21 protein-coding genes are annotated in these 20,912 nt (G+C 70.1%); 12 read left to right on the top strand and 9 right to left on the bottom strand.

Annotated features, from left to right (window positions below; genetic code table 11):
* Positions 1-5 precede the first annotated feature (5 nt).
* Positions 6-1,088, bottom strand: coding sequence for a DNA polymerase IV (locus ACVN90_RS17450; protein WP_475099466.1), 1,083 nt, complete (start codon positions 1,086-1,088; stop codon positions 6-8).
* A 172-nt stretch (positions 1,089-1,260) separates the two neighbouring features.
* Here ACVN90_RS17450 and ACVN90_RS17445 point away from each other — a divergent pair, with 172 nt between their 5' ends.
* Together ACVN90_RS17445 and ACVN90_RS17440 are read left to right on the top strand one after the other, a co-directional pair.
* A complete protein-coding gene (locus ACVN90_RS17445; RefSeq protein WP_475099465.1) occupies positions 1,261-2,874 on the top strand; it encodes a hypothetical protein in 1,614 nt (537 codons plus the stop codon).
* A 10-nt stretch (positions 2,875-2,884) separates the two neighbouring features.
* Positions 2,885-4,177 (top strand): hypothetical protein, encoded by a 1,293-nt coding sequence (locus ACVN90_RS17440; RefSeq protein ID WP_475099464.1) that lies wholly within the window; start codon positions 2,885-2,887, stop codon positions 4,175-4,177.
* Positions 4,178-4,246: 69 nt separating this feature from the next.
* On the opposite strand, the gene ACVN90_RS17435 is transcribed toward ACVN90_RS17440, so the two are convergent.
* The gene (locus ACVN90_RS17435) at positions 4,247-5,245 is read right to left on the bottom strand and encodes a LacI family DNA-binding transcriptional regulator (protein ID WP_475099463.1); all 999 of its coding nucleotides are present in this window, start codon (positions 5,243-5,245) and stop codon (positions 4,247-4,249) included.
* A gap of 174 nt (positions 5,246-5,419) precedes the next feature.
* Between ACVN90_RS17435 and ACVN90_RS17430 the strand changes: the two genes are divergently transcribed.
* From ACVN90_RS17430 to ACVN90_RS17415, 4 genes are all read left to right on the top strand, one after another.
* Entirely contained in the window at positions 5,420-6,463 is a 1,044-nt protein-coding gene (locus ACVN90_RS17430) for a nucleoside hydrolase (protein ID WP_475099462.1), read from the top strand.
* Positions 6,464-6,531: 68 nt separating this feature from the next.
* Positions 6,532-7,788 (top strand): ABC transporter substrate-binding protein, encoded by a 1,257-nt coding sequence (locus tag ACVN90_RS17425; RefSeq protein ID WP_475099461.1) that lies wholly within the window; start codon positions 6,532-6,534, stop codon positions 7,786-7,788.
* Positions 7,789-7,863: 75 nt separating this feature from the next.
* Positions 7,864-8,793 carry a carbohydrate ABC transporter permease gene (locus ACVN90_RS17420; RefSeq protein ID WP_475099460.1) on the top strand — a complete coding sequence of 310 codons (930 nt, stop codon included), beginning with the start codon at positions 7,864-7,866 and terminating at the stop codon, positions 8,791-8,793.
* Positions 8,790-9,692, top strand: coding sequence for a carbohydrate ABC transporter permease (locus ACVN90_RS17415; RefSeq protein ID WP_475099459.1), 903 nt, complete (start codon positions 8,790-8,792; stop codon positions 9,690-9,692). Before ACVN90_RS17420 ends, ACVN90_RS17415 begins: the two co-directional genes overlap by 4 nt.
* 6 nt (positions 9,693-9,698) lie before the next feature.
* Here ACVN90_RS17415 and ACVN90_RS17410 read toward each other — a convergent pair whose 3' ends face one another.
* Genes ACVN90_RS17410 through ACVN90_RS17400 form a run of 3 tightly spaced genes read right to left on the bottom strand, consistent with a single transcriptional unit; the run spans position 9,699 to position 11,520 of the window.
* Positions 9,699-10,664 (bottom strand): hypothetical protein, encoded by a 966-nt coding sequence (locus tag ACVN90_RS17410; protein WP_475099458.1) that lies wholly within the window; start codon positions 10,662-10,664, stop codon positions 9,699-9,701.
* 42 nt (positions 10,665-10,706) lie between these two features.
* Positions 10,707-11,144 carry a permease prefix domain 1-containing protein gene (locus ACVN90_RS17405; protein ID WP_475099457.1) on the bottom strand — a complete coding sequence of 146 codons (438 nt, stop codon included), beginning with the start codon at positions 11,142-11,144 and terminating at the stop codon, positions 10,707-10,709.
* A 1-nt stretch (position 11,145) separates the two neighbouring features.
* Positions 11,146-11,520: a PadR family transcriptional regulator gene (locus ACVN90_RS17400; RefSeq protein ID WP_341996797.1), complete on the bottom strand. Its 375-nt coding sequence runs from the start codon at positions 11,518-11,520 to the stop codon at positions 11,146-11,148.
* Positions 11,521-11,687: 167 nt separating this feature from the next.
* Between ACVN90_RS17400 and ACVN90_RS17395 the strand changes: the two genes are divergently transcribed.
* Positions 11,688-12,716 carry a potassium channel family protein gene (locus ACVN90_RS17395; protein ID WP_475099456.1) on the top strand — a complete coding sequence of 343 codons (1,029 nt, stop codon included), beginning with the start codon at positions 11,688-11,690 and terminating at the stop codon, positions 12,714-12,716.
* Between the two features lie 9 nt (positions 12,717-12,725).
* Here the strand turns inward: ACVN90_RS17395 and ACVN90_RS17390 are convergent, their stop codons facing one another.
* Together ACVN90_RS17390 and ACVN90_RS17385 are read right to left on the bottom strand one after the other, a co-directional pair.
* The gene (locus ACVN90_RS17390) at positions 12,726-13,973 is read right to left on the bottom strand and encodes an MFS transporter (RefSeq protein WP_475099455.1); all 1,248 of its coding nucleotides are present in this window, start codon (positions 13,971-13,973) and stop codon (positions 12,726-12,728) included.
* A gap of 143 nt (positions 13,974-14,116) precedes the next feature.
* On the bottom strand, positions 14,117-15,106 hold the full coding sequence (locus tag ACVN90_RS17385; RefSeq protein ID WP_475099454.1) for an ArsR/SmtB family transcription factor: 990 nt from the start codon (positions 15,104-15,106) through the stop codon (positions 14,117-14,119).
* A gap of 68 nt (positions 15,107-15,174) precedes the next feature.
* Between ACVN90_RS17385 and ACVN90_RS17380 the strand changes: the two genes are divergently transcribed.
* The gene (locus ACVN90_RS17380; RefSeq protein ID WP_475099453.1) at positions 15,175-15,561 is read left to right on the top strand and encodes a cupin domain-containing protein; all 387 of its coding nucleotides are present in this window, start codon (positions 15,175-15,177) and stop codon (positions 15,559-15,561) included.
* A gap of 10 nt (positions 15,562-15,571) precedes the next feature.
* Positions 15,572-15,862: a DUF4287 domain-containing protein gene (locus ACVN90_RS17375; protein WP_475099452.1), complete on the top strand. Its 291-nt coding sequence runs from the start codon at positions 15,572-15,574 to the stop codon at positions 15,860-15,862.
* An 18-nt stretch (positions 15,863-15,880) separates the two neighbouring features.
* On the opposite strand, the gene ACVN90_RS17370 is transcribed toward ACVN90_RS17375, so the two are convergent.
* A complete protein-coding gene (locus tag ACVN90_RS17370; RefSeq protein WP_475099451.1) occupies positions 15,881-16,456 on the bottom strand; it encodes a DnaJ family domain-containing protein in 576 nt (191 codons plus the stop codon).
* The gene (locus ACVN90_RS17365; RefSeq protein WP_475099450.1) at positions 16,453-17,304 is read right to left on the bottom strand and encodes an NAD-dependent epimerase/dehydratase family protein; all 852 of its coding nucleotides are present in this window, start codon (positions 17,302-17,304) and stop codon (positions 16,453-16,455) included. Before ACVN90_RS17365 ends, ACVN90_RS17370 begins: the two co-directional genes overlap by 4 nt.
* 57 nt (positions 17,305-17,361) lie before the next feature.
* On the opposite strand from ACVN90_RS17365, the gene ACVN90_RS17360 reads away from it, so the two are divergent.
* From ACVN90_RS17360 to ACVN90_RS17350, 3 genes are all read left to right on the top strand, one after another.
* A complete protein-coding gene (locus ACVN90_RS17360; protein ID WP_475099449.1) occupies positions 17,362-18,357 on the top strand; it encodes a LacI family DNA-binding transcriptional regulator in 996 nt (331 codons plus the stop codon).
* Positions 18,358-18,528: 171 nt separating this feature from the next.
* The gene (locus tag ACVN90_RS17355; RefSeq protein ID WP_475099448.1) at positions 18,529-19,281 is read left to right on the top strand and encodes an L-ribulose-5-phosphate 4-epimerase; all 753 of its coding nucleotides are present in this window, start codon (positions 18,529-18,531) and stop codon (positions 19,279-19,281) included.
* Positions 19,278-20,900 carry a xylulokinase gene (locus ACVN90_RS17350; protein ID WP_475099447.1) on the top strand — a complete coding sequence of 541 codons (1,623 nt, stop codon included), beginning with the start codon at positions 19,278-19,280 and terminating at the stop codon, positions 20,898-20,900. Before ACVN90_RS17355 ends, ACVN90_RS17350 begins: the two co-directional genes overlap by 4 nt.
* The last annotated feature ends 12 nt before the right edge of the window (positions 20,901-20,912 follow it).

Raw genomic sequence — 20,912 nt, 5'->3', positions numbered from 1 at the left:
GGGAGTCACCAGCCGCCGCGGGTCGGCGTGTGGCCCTCGCGGGCGTCGTCGGGCATCGCCATCTCGGCGCGCACGCCGAGGAGGCGGATCGGGCGGCCGGGCTCGATCTTCGCGACGAGCTCCATCGTGCGGGACAGTACGACCTCGCGGTCGGACGTCGACGGGATCTTCTTGGTGAACGTCTTGGTGAGGAACGGCGCGTAGCGCACCTTCAGGCCGAGCCCGACGACGGGGCGATCGTCGGCGGCGACCTCGTCGAGCACCTCGCCCAGCAGCCGGCGAGCGGCGTCCTCGATCTCGGCCGGCTCGACGATGTCGACCTGGAACGTCGTCTCCTTGCTGTGGCCGCGCGCGACCCACGGTGTGTCGTCGACGACGTTCGATCCGTCGCCGCGTCCGAGCTGGCGGTACCAGAGGCCCATCTTCGGCCCGAACTCCTGCGTCAGGGCATCCGGGTCGGCGACCGCGAGCTCGGACACCGTCTCAATGCCGAGCAGCGCGAGCCGTTTCGAGATCTTCGAGCCCACGCCCCAGAGCGCGATCGTGGGACGGTGGCCCATCACCTCGAGCCAGTTGTCGGCAGTGAGGTGGAAAGTGCCCCGCGGCTTGCCGAAGTCGGTGGCGTTCTTGGCGCGCACCAGGTTGTCGCCGATGCCGACGCTGCAGTGCAGCCGTGTGCGGTCGAGCACGTCCTGCTGCAGCCTGCGTGCGTAGCCTTCGGGGTCGTCGGTCTCGACACCGACGAACGCCTCGTCCCACCCGAGCACCTGCACCACGGCTCCCGGCTGGGTGCGCAGCGTCGCCATGACCTCCTCGGACGCCGCAAGGTACAGCGGCGCGTCGACCGGCAGGATCACGGCATCCGGGATCTTCCGCGCGGCGATGCGCAGCGGCATCCCTGATCCGACACCGAACTCGCGTGCTTCGTACGACGCCGTCGAGACGACCGCGCGCTCGGTGGGATCGCCCCGACCGCCCACGATGACCGGCTTGCCGGCGAGTTCGGGGTTGCGCAGGATCTCGACGGCGGCGATGAACTGGTCGAGGTCGACGTGGAGCACCCAGCGGCGGATGCCGGCGCCGGTCACGGGCGCGCCCCTCGCGTCGTGCGCATGGGATGAGCGTATGCCGGGCCGCGGACGTGCGCTCGCTCCCCGCCGCCCGACCCGCATCCTCCGTCGCGATCTGACGTGTATCACCACCGCCCTCGGCAACCTCTTCGGACGAGCACCCTCACGTCGATGATCAGAGGAGCCTTCCATGGAACCCATGTCAGCGCGGTCGCCGGGCCGCCGCAGTCAGAGCCGGATCGCGATCGCCGCGGTCGCGATTCTCGCGGGATCGACCTTCGCCGTTCTCATACCCTCTGCGGCGAGCGGCGAGACCCTGACCAACGTGCGCGTCGTGATCGAGCGCGTCGAGGAGCGCGGCTGTACTGACACGTTCGACGGCTCCGACTTCTACTCCCGCGTCACGATCGATGGCGCCGCCACGAACTTCGGTGAGATCGAGGATGAGGACGAGATCTCGCCCAACTGGATCGCCGAGCACGTGGTCGACGCCGATGTGACGGCGTCCGTACCGGTCGTCGTCAAGATCTCGGACTCCGACGGGTTCCTGAACTTCGACGACGATGTGTGCGACCTCACAGCGGGTCCCGGCGACGACCTCCACCTCACCGTTAATCTGACGGTCGCAGGCTGCACGGTCACCGGCGACGTGAGCGGGGCGTGCGATTCGCAGCTGACGACCACCGGCGGCGGCGACGAGAGCGTGTTCGTTCGGTTCCGTGTCGAGGCAGACGTCGACGCGCCCCCGCAGACGGCGTCCGATGCGCTCGTCCGCTGCACCCACTCGCCGTTGTGGCCACAGCCGGGTGACACCGTGACCATCACGGCGGAGGCCCTCGATCCCGCCCTCAACGTCGGTGACACGATCCAGGACACCTCCACGGGATCGGGACCGCCGCTGGTCAACCGCGCGGTCGTGGTGGATCAACTCGAGATCTGGGTGAACGACAAGGGCGGGCCGGATCAGGTCGCCACGACGGCATCAACCACCACCTTCACGGTGCCCAACGTCAACGCCGGTGATCTCGTGTACTCGTGCAAGGTGGCGACGAACGGCGAAGTGAGCTTCACCGGCTGGCGACGCACGCGCGTCGGCCCGCCCGAGCAGGGATCCGCTGTTCCCGTGCTCCTCACCGGAGGGCGCGCGAACCGGGTGGACGTCGTGCTCATCGCCGACGGCGATGACTTCACCGGCGCGGCGGACGCGGCGTTCCAGACGGCGGTGAGCAGCACGATCCAGGGAGCGCACTTCGGCGAGGGCTTCTTCCTCGCGCGTCAGCAGGGCTTCAACTTCTGGCTGGCCACCGGCACAGGCGATTCCGAGGTGCCCGCGCCCACGCCCGCCGACCCGAACGCGACCAGGTGCCAGCCGCAGGGTCCCGCGAACTGGGCGACCGACTACTCATGGGCCGATACGGGGGCGGTGCTGCATGCCAACACGTTCCGCGATTGCGCCTCGAACGGCATGTTCACCAGCGAGCCGACATCCCTCGGGACCGTGCTGCACGAGACGGGACACGCGCCGTTCGGACTCCCCGACGAGTACTGCTGCGACGGCGGGTACTGGGAGAACACGCCCAACCCGACGATGTTCGACACGCAGGCCGAGTGCCAGGCGGATGCACCGGGCCTCGGGCGCACCGCCGCCGACTGCCGTTCCATCGCGGAGACCGGCGGTGGAACGTGGTGGGTCTCGGAGCCGACGCCCGACGACCTCATGAACAGCGACAGACGACCACCCAGAGCCGGCGACGTCCGGCGGATCGACTGGTTCCTGACCGAGTGCCTCGACGGCAACTGCTGAGGAGACGACGATGAACATCACAACGAAGCGACGCGCCGCTCTGCTGGTCGCCGCGGTGGCCGCGGCGACGACGCTGACCATCGCCGCAGGCGCCGTGAGCGTCTCCGCCGAGCCGTTCAGTGACACCGACCCCGCGGCGGCGCCGATCCCGGAGTACGACTACGACGACACGGCACGGTCCTTCGTCGTCGAGGCCGACTTCGGTCCGACGACGGCGAGCCCCACGTCGGTGGTCGTCGGCATGCAGCGGGCGCGCACGCACATCGGCGATCCCGCACTGCTCGAACTGCGCCTCCAGGGCAACGGGGGCGATCTGGTCGACAGCATCCACGCCTGGGATCCCCGCTGGGTCTTCGAGGAGACCGAGACCGGGGGAGAGCGTCGCGTGATCCGTCCGGGGCATGGCCTCTTGACCGTGCCGTTCGACGCGGACGCGGAGACCATGGTCGTGCGCGACGTCCGGGCGGGCACCACTCTGGCCGAGGTCGATCTGGCCCCGGCCGTGAGGGAGTATTGCCTGGCCCACCCGGACGACGCCCAGTGCGTCGAGGCGGACCTGGCCGTCACCGCGGTCGCGGCGGCCGGAGTCGGATTCAGCGTCGTCGGCGCGACGACCGGCTTCGAGGTCACTGCCGAGGTAACGAACCTCGGCCCGGACGGGCCCGTGGATGCCATCGTCGAAGAGGTGGTGAGCGCTGATCCGGGGGTCATCGTCACCCCGGTCGCGGCCACCTGGGATGCCGACGCGCTCGCGGTGGGAGCACCGCGCGAGCACACCGGCTCGTACACGATCACCTGCACCGAGCCGGGCATGCACACCGCGACGATCGCCGCCACCGTCGCGCCGGTGCTCGCCAAGGTCGCGGATCCGGATCCGTCCAACGACCACGCGTCGACGGAGTTCGCCATCGACTGCGCCGTCCCGGTGAAGCTCGACGTCAAGCCGGGCTCCGCACGCAATCCCGTCAACGTGAAAGAGGCGACCATCCCGATGGCCGTGCTGACCACGGCGGCGGGGGAGTTCGGCCTGCCGCTCGCCTTCGACGCGACCGCGATCGATGCCGGCAGCGTCCGCATCGGCGACCGCGAGCCGCTGGTCACCCCGGGCACGGGTGTGCCGGAACGGCACGGCAAGGTGCACCTCGAGGACGTGGCGCCCGCCGACGGCGACCGCGACGCGATGCTGCACGCCGCGGGCCGCGACATCCCGGTACGCACGACGACGACCGAGCTGTGCGTGCGCGGGACGACCGCAGACGGGCTGAGCTTCTTCGGCTGCGACGCCGTCGACGTCGTGCCCTGATCGCGCTCGCCTGACACGGGACGGATGCTGCGAGCCGCAGCATCCGTTCCGTTCCGCGTCCGCGTGACCTCAGCGAGAGGGCGGAGCCACCGACTCGCGGACCACCATCTCGGGCTCCAGCACGAGGTGCTGGGCGTGCTCCCCGGTCAGGATCTGGTGGTGCAGCATGCGGAACGTCGCGTCGCCGACCGCGCGGAAGTCGATCCGCATCGAGGTCAGCGGGGGAGAGAAGTACGCCGCCGTCGGCATGTCGTCGACGCCGATGATCGAGAAGTCGGCCGGTGCGCGCAGCCCCCGCTGCTCCATGGCACTCATGAAGCCGAGTGCGATCTCGTCGTTGGCGGCGAACACCGCGGTGAAGGCAGCCGTGTCGACAAGCTCGCCGGCGCGAAAGCCACTCGCCGACGACCAGTCGGTCGCGCCCGTCACGACGAACGGCTCCAGGCCCGCTTCGGCGATCGCGTCGCGGTAGCCGCGCTCGCGCTCGACGGCCTCGTTGCGCGTGGCCGGTCCGGCGACGTGGATGATGCGCCGATGGCCGAGCGACGCGAGGTACCGCGTCGCCTCCAGTCCGGCCGTGTGGGAGTGCGTGCTCGCCGACCCCTCCGCCGACCAGGGGAGCTCCGCGACCGTGATGACCGGGAGATTCTCGTCCCACCCCTCGAGGAGCGACTGGATGCCGGGGATCGGCGTCGAGACGACCACTCCGTCGACGGGCACCGAGAGGAAGTGGGCGAGCGCGCGCTTGGCCTCGCCCTCCCAGTTCTTCGCCTCGAAGTCGAGGTCGAGCTGGGCGATCATCAGGGTCACGTCGGCTTCGCGGGCGGCGAGCCCGAGACCCGTGAGCACGCCTGCGCTGCCGTAGTTGAGCGCGCCCATCGCGAGTACGCCGACGGTGTTGGTGCGCTGTGAGCGCAGGTTGCGCGCTGACTGGTTGGGCACGTAGCCCAATTCGTCGATGGCGCTCGTGATGCGGGTTCGCGTCTCGGCGCGGACGTAGCCGACCCCGGTGAAGTACCGCGAGACCGTCTGGGTCGACACGCCCGCGAGGCGGGCGACGTCGGCCATGCTCGGGCGCGTTCGGGCGCGTGGTGTCGACATGTCCTTCACTCTCACAGGCCTTTGTAACGATGAGATAACGCTCGTCGTCATCCTATAGGTTTACGTTCACCTATCGCGTAGGTTTTCGATCACCTAATCGGTCAACCGGTTAGACGAACCACCCCGAAGAGAAGGTCAAGGATGACTTCCATCCCCGACGCCGCCGTCATCACCCGCACCGCGAAGAGCTGGACCCTCGGGACCAGCCCGTGGCAGCGCATCCCCGCCGCCGGCGCTCCGCGCGCCCGCGTGATCATCGACAACGACTTCTCGGGCGACCCCGACGACCTGTACCAGCTCGTGCACCACCTGCTGTCGCCGAACGTCGACATCCGTCTCGTAGTGGCGTCGCACTTGCGCGACGGCGACCCTTTCGACAGCGGCCCCGACACCGCCGACAACGCGACGCTCGTGGTGCGCGATGTCTTCGCCCGGATGGGGCTCGAGTCGACCGAGGTCATCGTCACCGGATCCAACCGTCCGCTGGCCGACCGCGCGACCCCGCAGCCGGCGCCCGCCGTCGACGCGATCGTCGCCGAGGCGATGCGCGACGACGACACGCCGCTGTTCTTCGTCGCCGGCGGCGGCCTGACCGACCTCGCGTCGGCGTTTCTCGTCGAGCCCCGCATCGCGGAGCGCCTGACGGTGATCTGGATCGGCGGCCTCGAGCACTCCGGTCTCGCGGTGCCACCACCGGACGCCATGCCGATCGAATACAACCTGCTCATCGACCTCGTGGCCGGCCAGGTCGTGTTCAACGACTCCGACCTCACCGTGTGGCAGGTGCCGCGCGACGTCTACCGTCAGTGCCTGGTGTCGGATGCCGAGCTGCGCATCCGCGTCGCAGCATCCGGGCCCCTCGGCCGCTACCTCTACGACGAGACCGCCCTCGTGGTGGAGCGGGCCACCGGCGAGGGCCGCGGCCCCGCCGAGACCTACGCGCTCGGCGACTCGCCGCTGGTGCTGCTCACGGCGCTGCGCTCGCTGTTCGAGGCGGACCCGTCGTCGAGCCGTTACGTCGGGATGCCGACGCCGGCGCTCGCGGACGACGGCACGTACGTCGTCGTGGACGGCGCGCGGCCGATGCGCGTCTACACCTGGGTCGACACCCGCCTCATGTTCGAGGACTTCTATCTCAAGCTTCACGAGTTCAGCGCCTGGCAGGAGCGGCCAGCCGACTCGTGACCCGGCGCCCGATCGCCGGACGACTCGGTGACGGGTCAGAACCACCAACCCAACAGAAGGAAGCAATGATGCACACCAAGCGCACGTGGGGCGCAGTCGCCCTCACCGCGGCGGCCGTGACGGTTCTCGCCGGATGCTCCGGTGGTGGCGGCGGGAGTGACGCCGACGAACTGGTCATCTGGATGCCCACCCAGGAGGACACCCAGGGCACAGCCATCAATGCGCTCATCGACGAGTTCGAGGCGCAGAACGACGGTGTCACGATCAAGCTCGAAGAGCGCTCGGTCGACGAACACAAGACCGCGCTGCGACAGGTCGCCGGCACGGACGCCGGGCCCGACATCTACTGGTACTGGGAGGGCTCGGGCCTCGGCGGCGAGCTGGTCGACGCCGGCATGAGCCTCGACCTCAGCGAGTACTACGACGAGTACGGCTGGGAGGACCGGTTCACCCCGGCGTCGCTGAGCGGCATCACGCAGTACGGCGGGTTCAACGGCGTGCCGTGGAGCCAGCAGGGCGAGGGGATCTATTACAACAAGACCCTCTTCGAGCAGGCTGGCGTCACCGAGGTGCCGACCGACTACGACAGCCTCGTCGACGCCGCCGAGAAGCTCAAGGCGGCCGGCATCACCCCGATCGAGTTCGGCGGCACCGTCAACTGGGACGTGATGCGCCTGCTCGACTCGCTCATCGAGACCGAGTGCGGCGCCGACGTCGCCGACGAGCTCAACATGGGCGACGGCGACTGGGGCGCCGAGGACTGCGTCACCGCCGCATTCACCGAGCTGAAGACGTGGGGGGACGACTACTTCAACGAGGGTTACCTCGGCATCAACAACGACGACGCGGCGCAGCTGTTCTTCTCCGGAGATGCCGCGATGTCGCTCGAGGGCACCTGGTACAACGCGCAGGTCGTCGACAACGGCATGAGCCCGGACGACATCGGAATCTTCATGTTCCCGACCGGCACCGGCCGCCTGTACGGCTTCGGTGAGGCCTTCTACATCAACGCGGCCAGCGGCAAGGCCGACCTCGCGGCGCAGTTCCTCGATTTCGGCACCTCCGAGGAAGGCCAGGAGATCGTCGGCTCGGCGTGGGCGGCGCTCTCGGTCAACAAGGATGTCGCGGTCGACGACTCGAACCCGCTCAACACGGTGTGGGCCGAACTGTTCAACCAGGCCGACGGCGGCTACACCAACAACGACCAGAACTTCTCGACGGCCGAGACGACGGAGTACTGGCGCATCCAGAACTCCGTGCTCACCGGCGACATCGACCCGGCCGACGCCGGCGCCGAGTTCCAGAAGTTCCGCGACTCGCAGTAGTCCACTCTCGGTGGGGCGGGCGGCCGTCCGCCCCACCGATCCCTTCCCGGCCTCTCAGAACCCCAGAGGTGAACCATGGCCACCGTCACCCTCGTGACCCAGGGGCGCGCGAAGCGGCGCACCCCGAAACACCACCGACTCACGCTCGCGCTGCCGTACCTGATCCCGGCGGTCGTGCTCTACGGGTGGTTCCTGCTGTACCCGATGCTCGACGCCGTCCGCCTGTCGTTCTTCGAATGGTCGGGCTTCCGCACCCAGGAGCCCGTCTGGGTCGGGTTCGAGAACTACGTGCGCCTGTTCACGCAGGACGCCGTGTTCTGGACCGCGTTCCGCAACTCCGTGGTGTGGGTGATCCTGTCGCTGATCCTCCCCACCGGCATCGCGCTGCTGCTCGCGCTGGGACTCAACCGCAAGATGATCGGGCGCAACCTGATGCGCGCGGTGTTCTACATCCCCGCCGTGTTCGCCTCGATCACCGTCGCCGCGATGTGGCGCTGGATCTACAACCCCACCCTCGGCGCCGTGAACCAGTTCCTCGAGGCGGTCGGCCTCGGCGCCTGGACGCAGTCCTGGCTCGGCGACCCGCAGTTCGCGCTCGGCTCGATCTTCGTCGCCAACATCTGGCAGGCCGTCGGGTTCAGCATGGTGCTGTTCCTCGCCGGCCTCCAGACCGTGCCGGTCGAGCTGATCGAAGCGTCCAAGCTCGACGGCGCCAACGCGTGGCAGCGGTTCCGCGCCGTCACCATCCCGGCGCTGCGCCCCACCACGATCGTCGTGATCATCCTCACGATCATCAACTCGCTGAAGGTCTTCGACCTCGTTGTCGGCATGACCGGCGGCGGACCCGCCCAGTCCACCCAGGTGCTCGCGCTGTGGTCGTACACGCAGTCGTTCACCAACCACGAATTCGGCATGGGCGGCGCCGTCGCCACCGTGCTCCTCATCGTCACACTCGCCCTGGTCATTCCGTACATGGCCTGGTCCATGAAGGGAGAAGACCGATGAGCAGCGCCGTCGCCACTCCGGTCATCGCACCCGAGATCTACGACTCGAAGAAACTGCGCCGTGGCCGTCGCGGCCGCCCCGACTACGTCGGCATCGGCCTGTGGATCGCCCTGGGCGTCACCGCCCTGCTGTGGTTCCTGCCGCTCTACCTGATGTTCATGACGTCGGTGAAGAGCAAGCCCGACCTCAACACCCTGCCGATGTGGTCGCTGCCGACCTCGTGGGAGTGGAGCAACTACGCCTCCGCCATCGACACGGGCGACTTCTGGACCACCGCCGGCAACAGCCTGCTCGTCGCGATCATCAAGGTGCCCCTCGGCCTCGCGATCGCCGCGGCCGCGGCCTATGCGCTGGCCCGCATCCGGTTCCGCGGCGGGCGCACGGTGCTCATGGTCATCGCAATCGGCTCGATGGTCCCGGTGCAGATCGGACTCGGTCCGCTGTTCAGCACCATGCTGAACCTCGGCCTGCTCGACTCGCTGTACGGCCTGATCCTGCCGTACCTCGCGTTCGGCATCCCTTATCAGATCTTCGTGCTCTACGGCTTCTTCCGCGGCATTCCGGAAGAGCTCGAGGAGTCCGCCCGCATCGACGGCGCCTCGACCTTCCGGATCTTCTGGCAGATCATCCTGCCGCTCGCGAAGCCCGCGCTCGCCGCCCTGTTCGTGCTCGACTTCGTCGCCACGTGGAACGAGTACGCGATGGCGACGACGCTGCTGCGCACGCAGTCGAACTGGACCATCCCGCTCGCGGTGCAGAGCTTCTCGACCCAGCACGGCACCGACTACGGCCCGATGAACGCCTTCATCTTCATGTCGGCGATCCCCGTGCTCATCGTCTACCTGCTGTTCCAGCGCTACTTCGTGCAGGGCGCGCTCGCCGGCGCCGTCAAGGGCTGACCCACCTCAACACGGAACGGGACGGATGCTGCGGCCTGGCGAGTCACGCCGGGCCGCAGCATCCGTGTCCTGTCTAGACGTATGAGAACAGCGGCGGGAAGACGACCACGACGATCGCCGCCCACGCGAGGTAGACGGGCATGAAGCCGGTCTGCCAGCGCTCGAGACGCTCGTACGGCGCGCGTGCATCGCGAAGCGCAGCTGCAGCCATGCGGCACCCGCGAGGTTCGCGAGCAGGATGACGTTCAGCCCGAGCGAGGCCAGCTTGTTGGGGCTCGCGCCCCATTCGGCGATTCGTCCGATCATCGCGACGAGCACCATGATGTCGACCACGAGCGCTGCGACGACCATGAGCAGCTGCATCCGGTCGAACCACGACGGCGGCGCCAGTGGATCACGCGCCGAGAGGGCATAGAGCAGCAGGCCGACCACCACGACCAGCACGATGTCGAAGAGGATGAGCAGGTCGCGCTGGCCGAACACCTCGGTCGTGCTGTCATCGATCAGGTTTCCCTGGATGAAGCCGGCGACGATGAACGCGAGCAGGAGCAGGGTGAACAGTGGCGTGAAGAGCTTCGTGAGCACGGGGGCGATGTTCTCGATCACGCTCTGCTTCGCCTCGACCAGCCACGCGGCGACGATGATGGCGCCCGCGAGGCCGCACGGGACCATGACCTCTTCGACGAACCAGCCGGCGTCGAGGTCGATCGCGGCGAAGACGCCCATCGTGAGCGCGATGAGCACGCCACCGCCGAGGGCGATGAGCGCGAGGTAGACGACCCATTCGCCGGTGAAGCGGATGAAGTCCATGCGGGCGCGACTCGACCTGACGCGCCCGTTGACATAGGCGATGCCGCTCACCAGCCACAGGACCACGACGAGATGCGTCGCCGCGAGCATCAGCGTTGCGCCACCCGGCGCGAACGGGTAGACCGCCATCACGACGGCCGCGGCGAGGAAGGGCACGGTCACGACCGCGATCGTCGCGAGCGCCGCCTTGCGGCGCACCAGGAACTAGGCCGCGAGGAAGGGGAGAACGAGCAGTGCGTACCACCGGCCGTAGAAGTCGCCGTTCTCTGCGAACCCGATGCCGAACAGGGCCGGGATCTTCACCGCGAGGGCGGCGCCCATCGCGAGCCCGACCGCGACCAGGAGTCCGCCGGTGCTGCGCGGTGCGCGCGGCTCGTCCTGGAACATCAGCTGCTTCCAGAGCCGTTCCGAGTGCTCGCGTGCGAACTCCCGCGACAGGTCGTCGAGGCCGCCGAGCCGCTTCACCGCGACGAGGAAGGCTTCGTCGCCGTCGAGGCCAGAGGCCTCGAGTCGGTCGATCTGGCCGCGCAGGTGGTCTTCGAGCTCGTCGACATCGCGGCCGTCGATCGACTCGGGGCGCGAGACGTACGCGCGCCATGTCGAGATCTGGTCTTCGATGCGGGGGTCGAGGTCTTCGGTCATGTCAGGCCCCTCCGAAGGCCGGGATGCCGGCGAAGTCGGTGCCGCCGTCGCGATCGGACCACACGCGCTGCAGCGCGCGGCTCACGACGGCCCATTGCTGTCGCTGCTCGGCGAATGCAGCGCGCCCCGTCGAACTGAGGCGGTAGTGCTTGCGGGGTCGGCCGCTCGGGGAGGCGCCCCACGACGACTCCACATGGCCGAGACGCTCGAGCCGGTGCAGCAGCGGGTACAGCATGCCGTCGCTCCACTCGAGCTCACCGCCCGACAGCTCGCCCACCCGCTGCAGGATCGCGTAGCCGTACGACTCGCCCTCCGCGAGGATGCCGAGCACCATCGGCGTCGCCGCGGCGGCGACCAGGTCTTTGCCGATCTTCACGTCGTCCTCCATGCCTAGAAGTTCTAGGTACATAGAAGTACAAGTTACCTAGAACTGCAAGGTATGCCTCGCGATGTCGCGTGGTGCTCGCGTGTCGGTCGGGGGTGCGAGCACAATGGGGCCACAGCCGGACGCCTCCGGCCTCGCCCGACCCGAGGAGCCTCGCCATGGCCCGTTCCCTCTCCGAGATCCGCGAGCGTTCCCGCGCGCGTGCGAAGGCCCGCGCCGAGGCGCGGGCCGAGCTGAAGAACACCGCTTACGAGATCTTCATCGGCGCGCTGTCGATCCTGTCGATCTTCAACCTCGTGCTGGTCTACGCGGTGAGCGGCGACAGCGCGCTCGAGCTGGTGCTGTCGGTCATGAACGCCCTGTTCAGCGCCATCTTCCTCGGTGACTTCATCTACCGGATCTCGACGGCGCCGTCCGCGATGCGGTACTTCTTCCGCGGCTTCGGCTGGGCGGACCTCCTTGCCAGCCTGCCGTTCCCGCAGTTCAAGATCCTGCGACTGTTCCGTCTGCTGCGGGTGTTCCGTCTGCTGCGCGAACTCGGCCCGCGGACCGTCTGGACCACCCTCATCCACGACCGCGCGAACAGCGCCCTGATGACGCTGCTGCTGATGGGCATCCTCGTGCTGCAGTTCGGCAGCATCTCGATCCTCTACGTCGAAGAGAACGCGGAGGGCGCCAACATCACGTCGGCGTCCGACGCTCTCTGGTACACGATCGTGACCATCTCGACCGTCGGCTACGGCGACCAGTTCCCCGTGACCAACGCCGGCCGCCTCATCGGCACGCTCATCATCATCGTGGGCGTCGGCATCTTCGGCACGTTCACCGGTTACCTCGCGAACCTCTTCCTCGGTCCGCGCAAGAACGCAGAGGACGCGGAGACGGATGCTGCGACCCCGGCGCCGACCGGCGACACCACCGATGCGCCCGCCGAGGCGGCGCAGCCGTCCATCGCCGATCACGCCGCGAAGGGCGTCGCCGCCGGCGCGGTGGCCGGAGCCGTCAAGGCGGGCGCCGCGGCGGGAAGCGGGCCCGGAGCGCCGATGGCCGCAACGTCGGAGTCGTCGGGGCTCGAACCCCGGGCCGAAGAATCCGAGGAGACCGTCGAGCGCCTCCGCGTGCTGCTCGCCCAGTCCGAGGAGGCCATGGCCGAGATGCGCCGGCTTCTCGCCGACGCCACCCGGTAGCAGGCGCAGTCAGCCGCGCGAGGCGAGGGCGTTCCAGACACCCGCGCCGAGCACCACCGACGCGGCGAGCAGCGGCGCGACGAGCGCGGTGCCGGATCCGGCGGCGTCGGCGACGAGTCCCGTGAGGGCGGATGCTGCGGACTGGCCGACGACGATGGCTGAGCCGAGCATCGTCATCACGGTGGCCGAGCGGCCGCGCGGGCTGAACGCGGCGGCGAGGCTGTACTGCGTGACCAACGTCGGTCCGATTCCGACGCCGATCACGAGGAGGCAGATCGCGATCGCGCCGATGCTCCCGACGAACGGGAGCGCGATCGTGCCCGCGACGAGGATCGAGGCGAAGGTCAGCCAGCGGGCGCGCAGCGTGAAGCGCGCGGGGAACAGCGCCACGCCGAGGGCGAGGGCCGCTGAGCCGATGCCCATCGCGCCGTAGACGAGCCCGGCCTGCTCGGGCACACCGCGCTCGGCCATGAACGCCGTGAGCGAGGTGAGCATCGCGCCGAAGAACAGCCCCATGCCCAGCGCGCCGACCACGGGCGCGAGCACGCGCGGGCGGAACAGTTCGCGCACGGGCGCCTGCTCCGGACGCGCGGCACCGACGGCCGCCGTGACGGTCTGCGCCGTGGGGTGCAGCGCGAACGCGCTCACGAAGACCAGTCCGAGCACGGCGGCGCCGATCACCGGAGCTGCCGGGTTGAGGGTGGTTGCGAGGAGACCCACGATCACCGGGCCGAAGACGAACACGATCTCGTCGGCCGCCGACTCGTACGCCATGGCCCCGTTGACGGCCGCAGTCCGTCGCTCCTTCGGGTATGCCCGGCCGATGATCCCGACCAGGCGGCTGCGCGAGAGCGGCGCGACCTGGGGCATGGTCGCGCCGATGAAGAACGCGACGGCGAGGAGCGCAGCATCCGGAACCGGCGCGAAAGCCAGCCATGCCAGCGTCGCGAGCATCGCGCTGTTGGCCGCGCCCGCGATCAGCAGCACGCGGCGCTGGCCGAAGCGGTCGGCGGCGGCGCCGAGCAGCGGGCCGATCAGGGCGGTGCCGAGGCCCGTCATGGCGCTCGTCGCGCCACCGAGGGCGAGCGAACCGCGCGCCGAGACGACGAGGGTCAGGATGCCGACCACCATCATCGCGAACGGCAGGCGCGCGATCAGCGCGATGGGGAAGTAGGCGTAGCCTGCCTCGCGGATGAGGCTCGGGCGCCGGACGGCGGTGCGCGCAGCGGTGTCGGTCTCGACGAGTGTCGTGTGCATCTTGCTCCTGGCCGTGCGCCGAGGGTCGGCGGCTGTTGGTGCCGCCTTGTGCGCAGCCGGGAGCCGCAGACAGGTAGATGCACATCGAAATGGGCACGGCGAGTCTACCGTGGCCCACCTGAGTGGGGCCTGGCCGGAGCGGATCAGAGCACCGCGCCGACCATCGCCTCGCCGAGGGGGGTGCGGCGGTGCAGCACCCGGGCGCCGTCGCGAGCGCTGGCGACCAGACCCGCGTCGCGCAGCACGGTGAGATGGTGCGAGGCCGTCGACAGGGCAAGCGCGGTGTCGCGCGCGACCTGCGAGGTCGTGCGCGGCTCGTGCGCGTCGAGCAGGATGCGGGCGCGTGCGGGGCCGAGCAGCGCGCCGAGCGCCGACGCCACGTCGGCGGGATCGCGTGCCCAGGTCGCCGTCACTCCCTGCGCCGGGTAGAACAGCGTCGGCTGCGCCGGCGGTTCGGTGAGGACGAAGCATCCCGTCGCGCCCATCACCGAGGGCACCAGCACGAGGCCGCTGCCGCGGCAGTCGACCACCTCGCTCCAGATGCGCATCGTGACGCGCACGCCCCCGTCGGCCCACGCGATGCGGTCGTGCAGGCCCCCGATCATCGCGCCGATGCCGCTCTCGGCGATGCGGCGCGAGCGCACCGCGATGTCGGCGCGCAGCAGTCGCTCGAGCTGCGTCCAGACCGGGGCGATGCCGGCGTTCCACACCGACAGCCACGCCTCGGCGATCATCGCGCGGGCACGGTCGGGTTGCTCCAGCATGCGCTGCACGGCGGCACGGCGGGCGCCGTCGGTGCGCACGAGCACCTTGGTCATGTCGACCTCGAAGCGCGCGTCGTCGATGTCGCGCAGGCGCTCGGCCTCGGCCTCCGGCGTGAGCTCCCACGTCGGGGTCGTGGTGAGGAAGTCGGGGAAGTAGCCCTCGTCGCGGATCAGCAGCGCGAGCACGTCGAAGTCGTCGCGCGGGATAGCACCGCGGGTCGCCCGCATCCATCCCCACTGCAGCGGGTACTCGTCGGGCCGCAGCATCGCGCGCACCGCGTGGCAGAGCTCGTGGCCGGGCGAGATCCCGAACCGGATCGCCGTGAGGTCGTCCGGCGCGAGCTGGAAGTCGACGAACTTTCGATCCACATCGAAACTATAGGGTTCACGGATGCCGGCGAGGAGGGTGAGATCACACCGACAGGACGGAGCACCTCATGAGCATCGCGATCCCGGACATCGTCCACGCCGCGGACACCCGCGTCGGCACGGGCACGCTGCGCCGTTTCATCGGCGCCGAGCACGGCGCGGGCGTGTCGTACTTCTTCGTCGACAACGAGCCCGGGCAGGGGCCCGACATCCACCGCCATCCATACCCCGAGACGTGGGTGCTCCTCGAGGGCGAGGCGCGCATCACGATCGACGGCGAGACGCTCCACGCGGTCGCCGGCGACACGGCCACCGCGCCGGCGGGAGCGTGGCACGGCTTCAAGAACTGCGGCGAGGGGCGGCTGCGGGTGCTGTGCATCCACGCCTCCGACCGCATCATCCAGGAGTGGCAGGATGCTCCTGGAGTGCTCGACATCCCGTCCACCAGCAGCTGAGGAGAACCGCATGTCGTTCCAGGCATATCTCGACAACATCGAGACGAAGACCGGCCTCACGCCGCGTCAGCTCATCGAGAAGGCGCACGAGAAGGGCTTCGACGAGAACACCAAGGCGACGCCGATCGTCGAGTGGCTCGCGGCCGACTACGGTCTCGGCCGCGGCCACGCGATGGCCGTGGTGCACGTCATCACCAAGGGGCCGCAGATCAGCGACAAGCACGTCGGCACCGACACCACTCACTCCGACCCGTCGAACACGCTCTGGCTCGACGGCAGGGCGACGAACCCGAACCCGTGAGGCCGACCGCCGCGCCCGCTACGCGCCCCGCGGACGCCGCCACCACGGGCGACGCGCGGGCGCGGCATCCGTCTCCGACAGAGCAGCGACGTCGCCAGCGTGCCGGCGCGCGCGCCACGCGACCACCTCGGCGTCGACATCCCGCGTGGGTGTCACGACCGGCGGGCCGCCCAGCAGCTGCCGCCGCGCCTCGATCACGCGGCGGTTGAAGTCCTCGAGGGCCTCGCGCACGTCGCCCTCGCGCGAGAGCTCGTCGAGCTTCGCGTCGAGTTCGGTGTTCTCGACCCGCAGCATCAGCGCCGGCGGGCCGAGGCCCGTCAGCTGCTCGGTCTCGATCTTGCGGCGGATCCACCAGTCCGGGTCGTGCGTCTCGCCGAGGCCGGGGATCGGCTTGCCCGCGCCGGGCAGGTCGTCGAACTCGCCGCGGCGGATCGCCTGCTGGATCGCCGTCTCGACGACCGCCGCGCGATCGGCCGCCGAATACGCCTGAGCCGCCTGCGAGCCCTGGGGCGCAGCATCCGTTCCGTCATCAGCATCCGCGCCACGATGCGCCGCGCGGTAGCGGGCGGCAGCGAGGCGCGGGTCGTCGGTCATGAGCCCGAGACGTGATCCCGCCAGGAGTGCTGCGGGTGGTAGCCCAGGACGCGCCGGGCCTTGTCGATCGACAGGAGCGTGTCGTGCTCGCCGAACCCGCGGGTCTCGACGCCGGGGAAGACCTCGGCGACGAGTTCGGCGTTGGGGCGTGACATCACGGTGTCGGCAGCCGCGATGATGTACGTCTCGAAGCCCGCGGGCGCGACCTCGAGTGCGCGCTGCACCGCCTGCGCGCCGTCGCGCGCGTCGATGTAGCCCCAGAGGTTCCACTTGCGCTTCAGTGCATCGTCGTCGTACGAGGGGAAGGTCTCGTAGTCCTCCGGCACCATCACGTTCGAGAACCGCAGGCCGGTGATCGACAGGTCGGGGTGCCAGCGCACCAGCTCGACCGCCATGCGCTCCTCGAGCGTCTTCACGAGCGAGTACACCGACTCGGGGCGCGGCGGATACTCCTCGTCGACCGGGATGTACGGCGGCGGCACGTCGAACGGGAGTCCCAGCACCGTCTCGCTCGACGCGTAGACGATGCGATGGATGCCGAGTCTCACGGCCGCCCAGAACACATTGAACGTCGCGTTCATGTTGTTGTGGAACGTCGCGACGTCGGAACGGATGCCGGGGGCCGGGATCGCGCCGAGATGCACGACGGCGTCGAACCCGTCGTGGCGGTCGTTCACAGCGGAGAGGGCGTCGACGACCTGGCCGTAGTCGGTGAGGTCGACCTGCACGAAGTCGGGGCCGCGGGTGCCGACGACGTCGATGCCGATGACGTCGTACCCGGCCGCGCGGAGTTCCCGGGCGACGACGGTGCCGAGCTTGCCGGAAGAACCGGTGAGGGCGATGCGCATGACTCCAGCCTGCCACTGCGCCGAGAGGACCGGGGCGCGAGGGCTAAGGTTGCCGCGATGGACGAGAGCGACGCGGCGCCCGGCGCCCGGGTGGGGGTGCGCGAGGTCGCGCGCGCCGCGGGTGTGTCGACGCAGACGGTGTCGCGCGTCATCAACGATCAGCCCAACATCCGCCCCGAGACGCGCGCCCGCGTTCTGCAGGCGATCGGCGACCTCGGCTACCGCGTCAACAACGCCGCCCGCACCCTCGGCACCCGCACGACGCGCACGCTCGGAGTCATCGCCTCCGACGCCACCCTGTACGGACCCGCCGTGGGCATCGCGGCGCTCGAGGCGGCGGCGCGCGATGCCGGGCGATGGATCGCGACGGCGTACGCGGATGCCTCGGCCGAGGCATCCGTCCGCGACGCGGCCGACCGTCTGCTCGCGCAGGGGGTCGACGGGCTCATCGTGCTCGCGCCCCACGCGGCGACGCTCACCGCGCTGGTCGAGGCCCACCCCGGCGTCGCGATCGCGGCGCTGCACACCGGCCCCGGCGCCGACCAGCAGGAGGCGGGCGCTGCGCTCGCGATCTCGCACCTCCTCGACCTCGGGCATCGACGCGTCGGCCGCGTGGCCGGCCCCGACGAATGGCTCGAGGCGCGCTCCCGCGAGGCGGGCATGCTGCGGGCGATCGCCGCCGCGGGGATCGAGCCGGGCCGACGCTGGAGCGGCGACTGGACGGCGGGGTCGGGCGCCGCGCTGGCGTCCGAGATCGCCGCCGCGCTGCGCGCCCCCGGCGGCCCGACCGCGATCGCGGTCGCGAACGACCAGATGGCACTCGGACTCATCGCGGGACTGCGCGCGGCCGGTGTCGACGTGCCGGGCGACGTGAGCATCGTGGGCTTCGATGACAATCCGGATGCTGCGTACTACCGTCCTGCGCTCACCACGGTCGGTCTCGACCTCGGCGGGGAGGCGCGCCGCGCGGTCGCCGAGGTGCTCGGGGAGGCGGCATCCGTCCCCGCTCCGCCACGTCTCGTCGTGCGCACGTCCACCGCCCCGCCCCGCTGACCCGCGCGGGGGGCACGCGCCCTTCGGGTGGCGCAACCCGCGGGGTGTGCGCGTCGATCCCGCGTGTCGTGTCCCCTGAGCAGGGCGCGAGGTTGGCAAGCATCGATGTTACCGGTAACATCGATGCTGGCCGAGTGCGCCGACACCACACGAGACCCGACGGAGGACCCCGTGACCAGCCCTGAACCGGCGACGCCGGCCCTGACGTTCAGCCCTGAGGTCGAGGCATCCATCGCCGAAGTCCGCGCCGATGTCGCCAAGCTCCACGCCGAGCTCGTCCGCTACAACCTCATCGTCTGGACCGGCGGCAACGTGTCGGGGCGCGTGCCCGGCGCCGACCTCTTCGTCATCAAGCCGAGCGGAGTGAGCTACGACGACCTCGCGCCCGAGAACATGATCCTGTGCGATCTCGACGGCAACGTCGTGCCGGGGAGCCTCGGCAGCGAGCGGAGCCCGTCGAGCGACACCGCGGCGCACGCCTACGTGTACCGGAACATGCCCGAGGTCGGGGGAGTGGTGCACACGCACTCGACGTTCGCCGTCGCGTGGGCCGCGCGCGGCGAGGAGATCCCGTGCGTCATCACGGCGATGGCCGACGAATTCGGCGGCCCGATCCCGATCGGCCCGTTCGCGATCATCGGCGACGATTCGATCGGCCGCGGCATCGTCCAGACGCTCACCGGCCACCGCTCGCGCGCGGTGCTGATGCAGAACCACGGACCTTTCACGATCGGCGTCTCGGCCAAGGACGCGGTGAAGGCCGCCGTCATGGTCGAGGACGTCGCCCGCACGGTGCACTACGCGCGTGAGGCGGGCCCGCTCATCCCCATCCCGCAGGACGCGATCGACAGCCTCTACGACCGGTACCAGAACGTCTACGGCCAGTCCTCGGACGAGCGTCGTGACGCGGAGGACGAACGATGACGGATGCTGCGGCCCAGGCCATCCGCGACGGCCGTACCGCGCTCGGCATCGAGTTCGGATCGACGCGGATCAAGGCGTGCCTCGTCGACGCGGATGACCCGGCGACCGTGCTGGCGGTCGGTTCGCACGCGTGGGAGAACCGGTACGAGGACGGCCGCTGGACCTACACCCTCGACGACGTGTGGGCGGGACTCCAGGCGGCGTACGCCGACCTCGTCGCCGACGCGCAACAGCGCCACGGTGTCGCGCCCGACACATTCGGGGCGATCGGCGTCTCGGCGATGATGCACGGCTACCTCGCGTTCGACGACGCCGGCGAGCTTCTCGCGCCGTTCCGCACGTGGCGCAACACGAACACCGGTGCGGCTGCGGCCGAGCTCACCGACGCGTTCGGGGTGAACATCCCGCTCCGCTGGTCGATCGCGCACCTGCACCAGGTCCTGCTCGACGGTGAGGCGCACGTAGCCGACATCCGCTTCGTCACCACGCTCGCGGGCTACGTGCACTGGAAGCTGACGGGCGAGAAAGTGCTCGGCGTCGGCGACGCCTCGGGCATGTTCCCGATCGACTCGGCGACCCGCGACTACGACGCCGACCTCCTCGCTCGCTACGACGCCCTCGCGGCCGGACGGCTGCCCGTCGCGCACGTCGCCGAGCTCCTGCCCGCATCGCTCGTCGCAGGCGCGCCCGCGGGTGCGCTCACGCCCGAAGGGGCGGCGCTGCTCGACGCATCCGGCGCCCTGCGCCCCGGCATCCCGTTCTGCGCTCCCGAAGGCGACGCCGGCACCGGCATGGTCGCGACCAACGCCGTCGCCCCGCGCACGGGTAACGTCAGCGCCGGCACGAGCATCTTCGCGATGGTCGTGCTCGAGCGCCCGCTCGCCGAGGTGCACCACGAGCTCGACCTCGTCACGACCCCCGTCGGCGACACCGTCGCGATGGTGCACTGCAACAACGGCGCGAGCGAACTCGCGGCCTGGGCCGGCATGTTCGCACGCTTCGCCGAGGCGGCCGGCACCCCGCTCGCCGACGACGCCGTGTACGAGACCCTGTTCCGCGAGGCGCTCGACGGCGAGCCCGACGCCGGCGGACTGCTCGCCTACAACCACCTCGCCGGCGAGCCCATCGCCGGGCTCACCGAGGGCCGCCCGCTGTTCGTGCGCACCCCCGACAGCCGCCTCACGCTCGCGAACGCGATGCGCGCCCAGCTGTACGGCGTCTTCGGCACGCTCGCGCTCGGCATGCGCGTGCTCGACGACGAGGGCGTGGCGCTGGACCGCATGTTCGCGCACGGGGGCATGTTCCGCACCGCCGGCGTCGCGCAGCGCTTCCTCGCCGGGGCGCTCGGCGCTCCGGTGTCGGTCGGCGACACCGCCTCGGAGGGCGGCGCGTGGGGCATCGCGGTGCTCGCCGCGTACGCACGGGCCGTGGCGATGACGGATGCTGCGGCCGCAGCATCCGGGATCACCCTCGCCTCTTATCTCGACGACCGTGTCTTCGCGGACGCGGCCATCGCGACCGCCGAACCGGATCCCGCCGACGTCGCGGGCTTCGCCGCCTACCTCGACCGCTATCGCGCCGGCCTCGCCGTCGAAGCCGCCGCCGTCTCCGCCCTCTGACCCACGAAGGAC

Source organism: Microbacterium sp. F01, from assembly GCF_056156365.1.
This window is presented reverse-complemented; position numbering and strand designations above follow the sequence as displayed.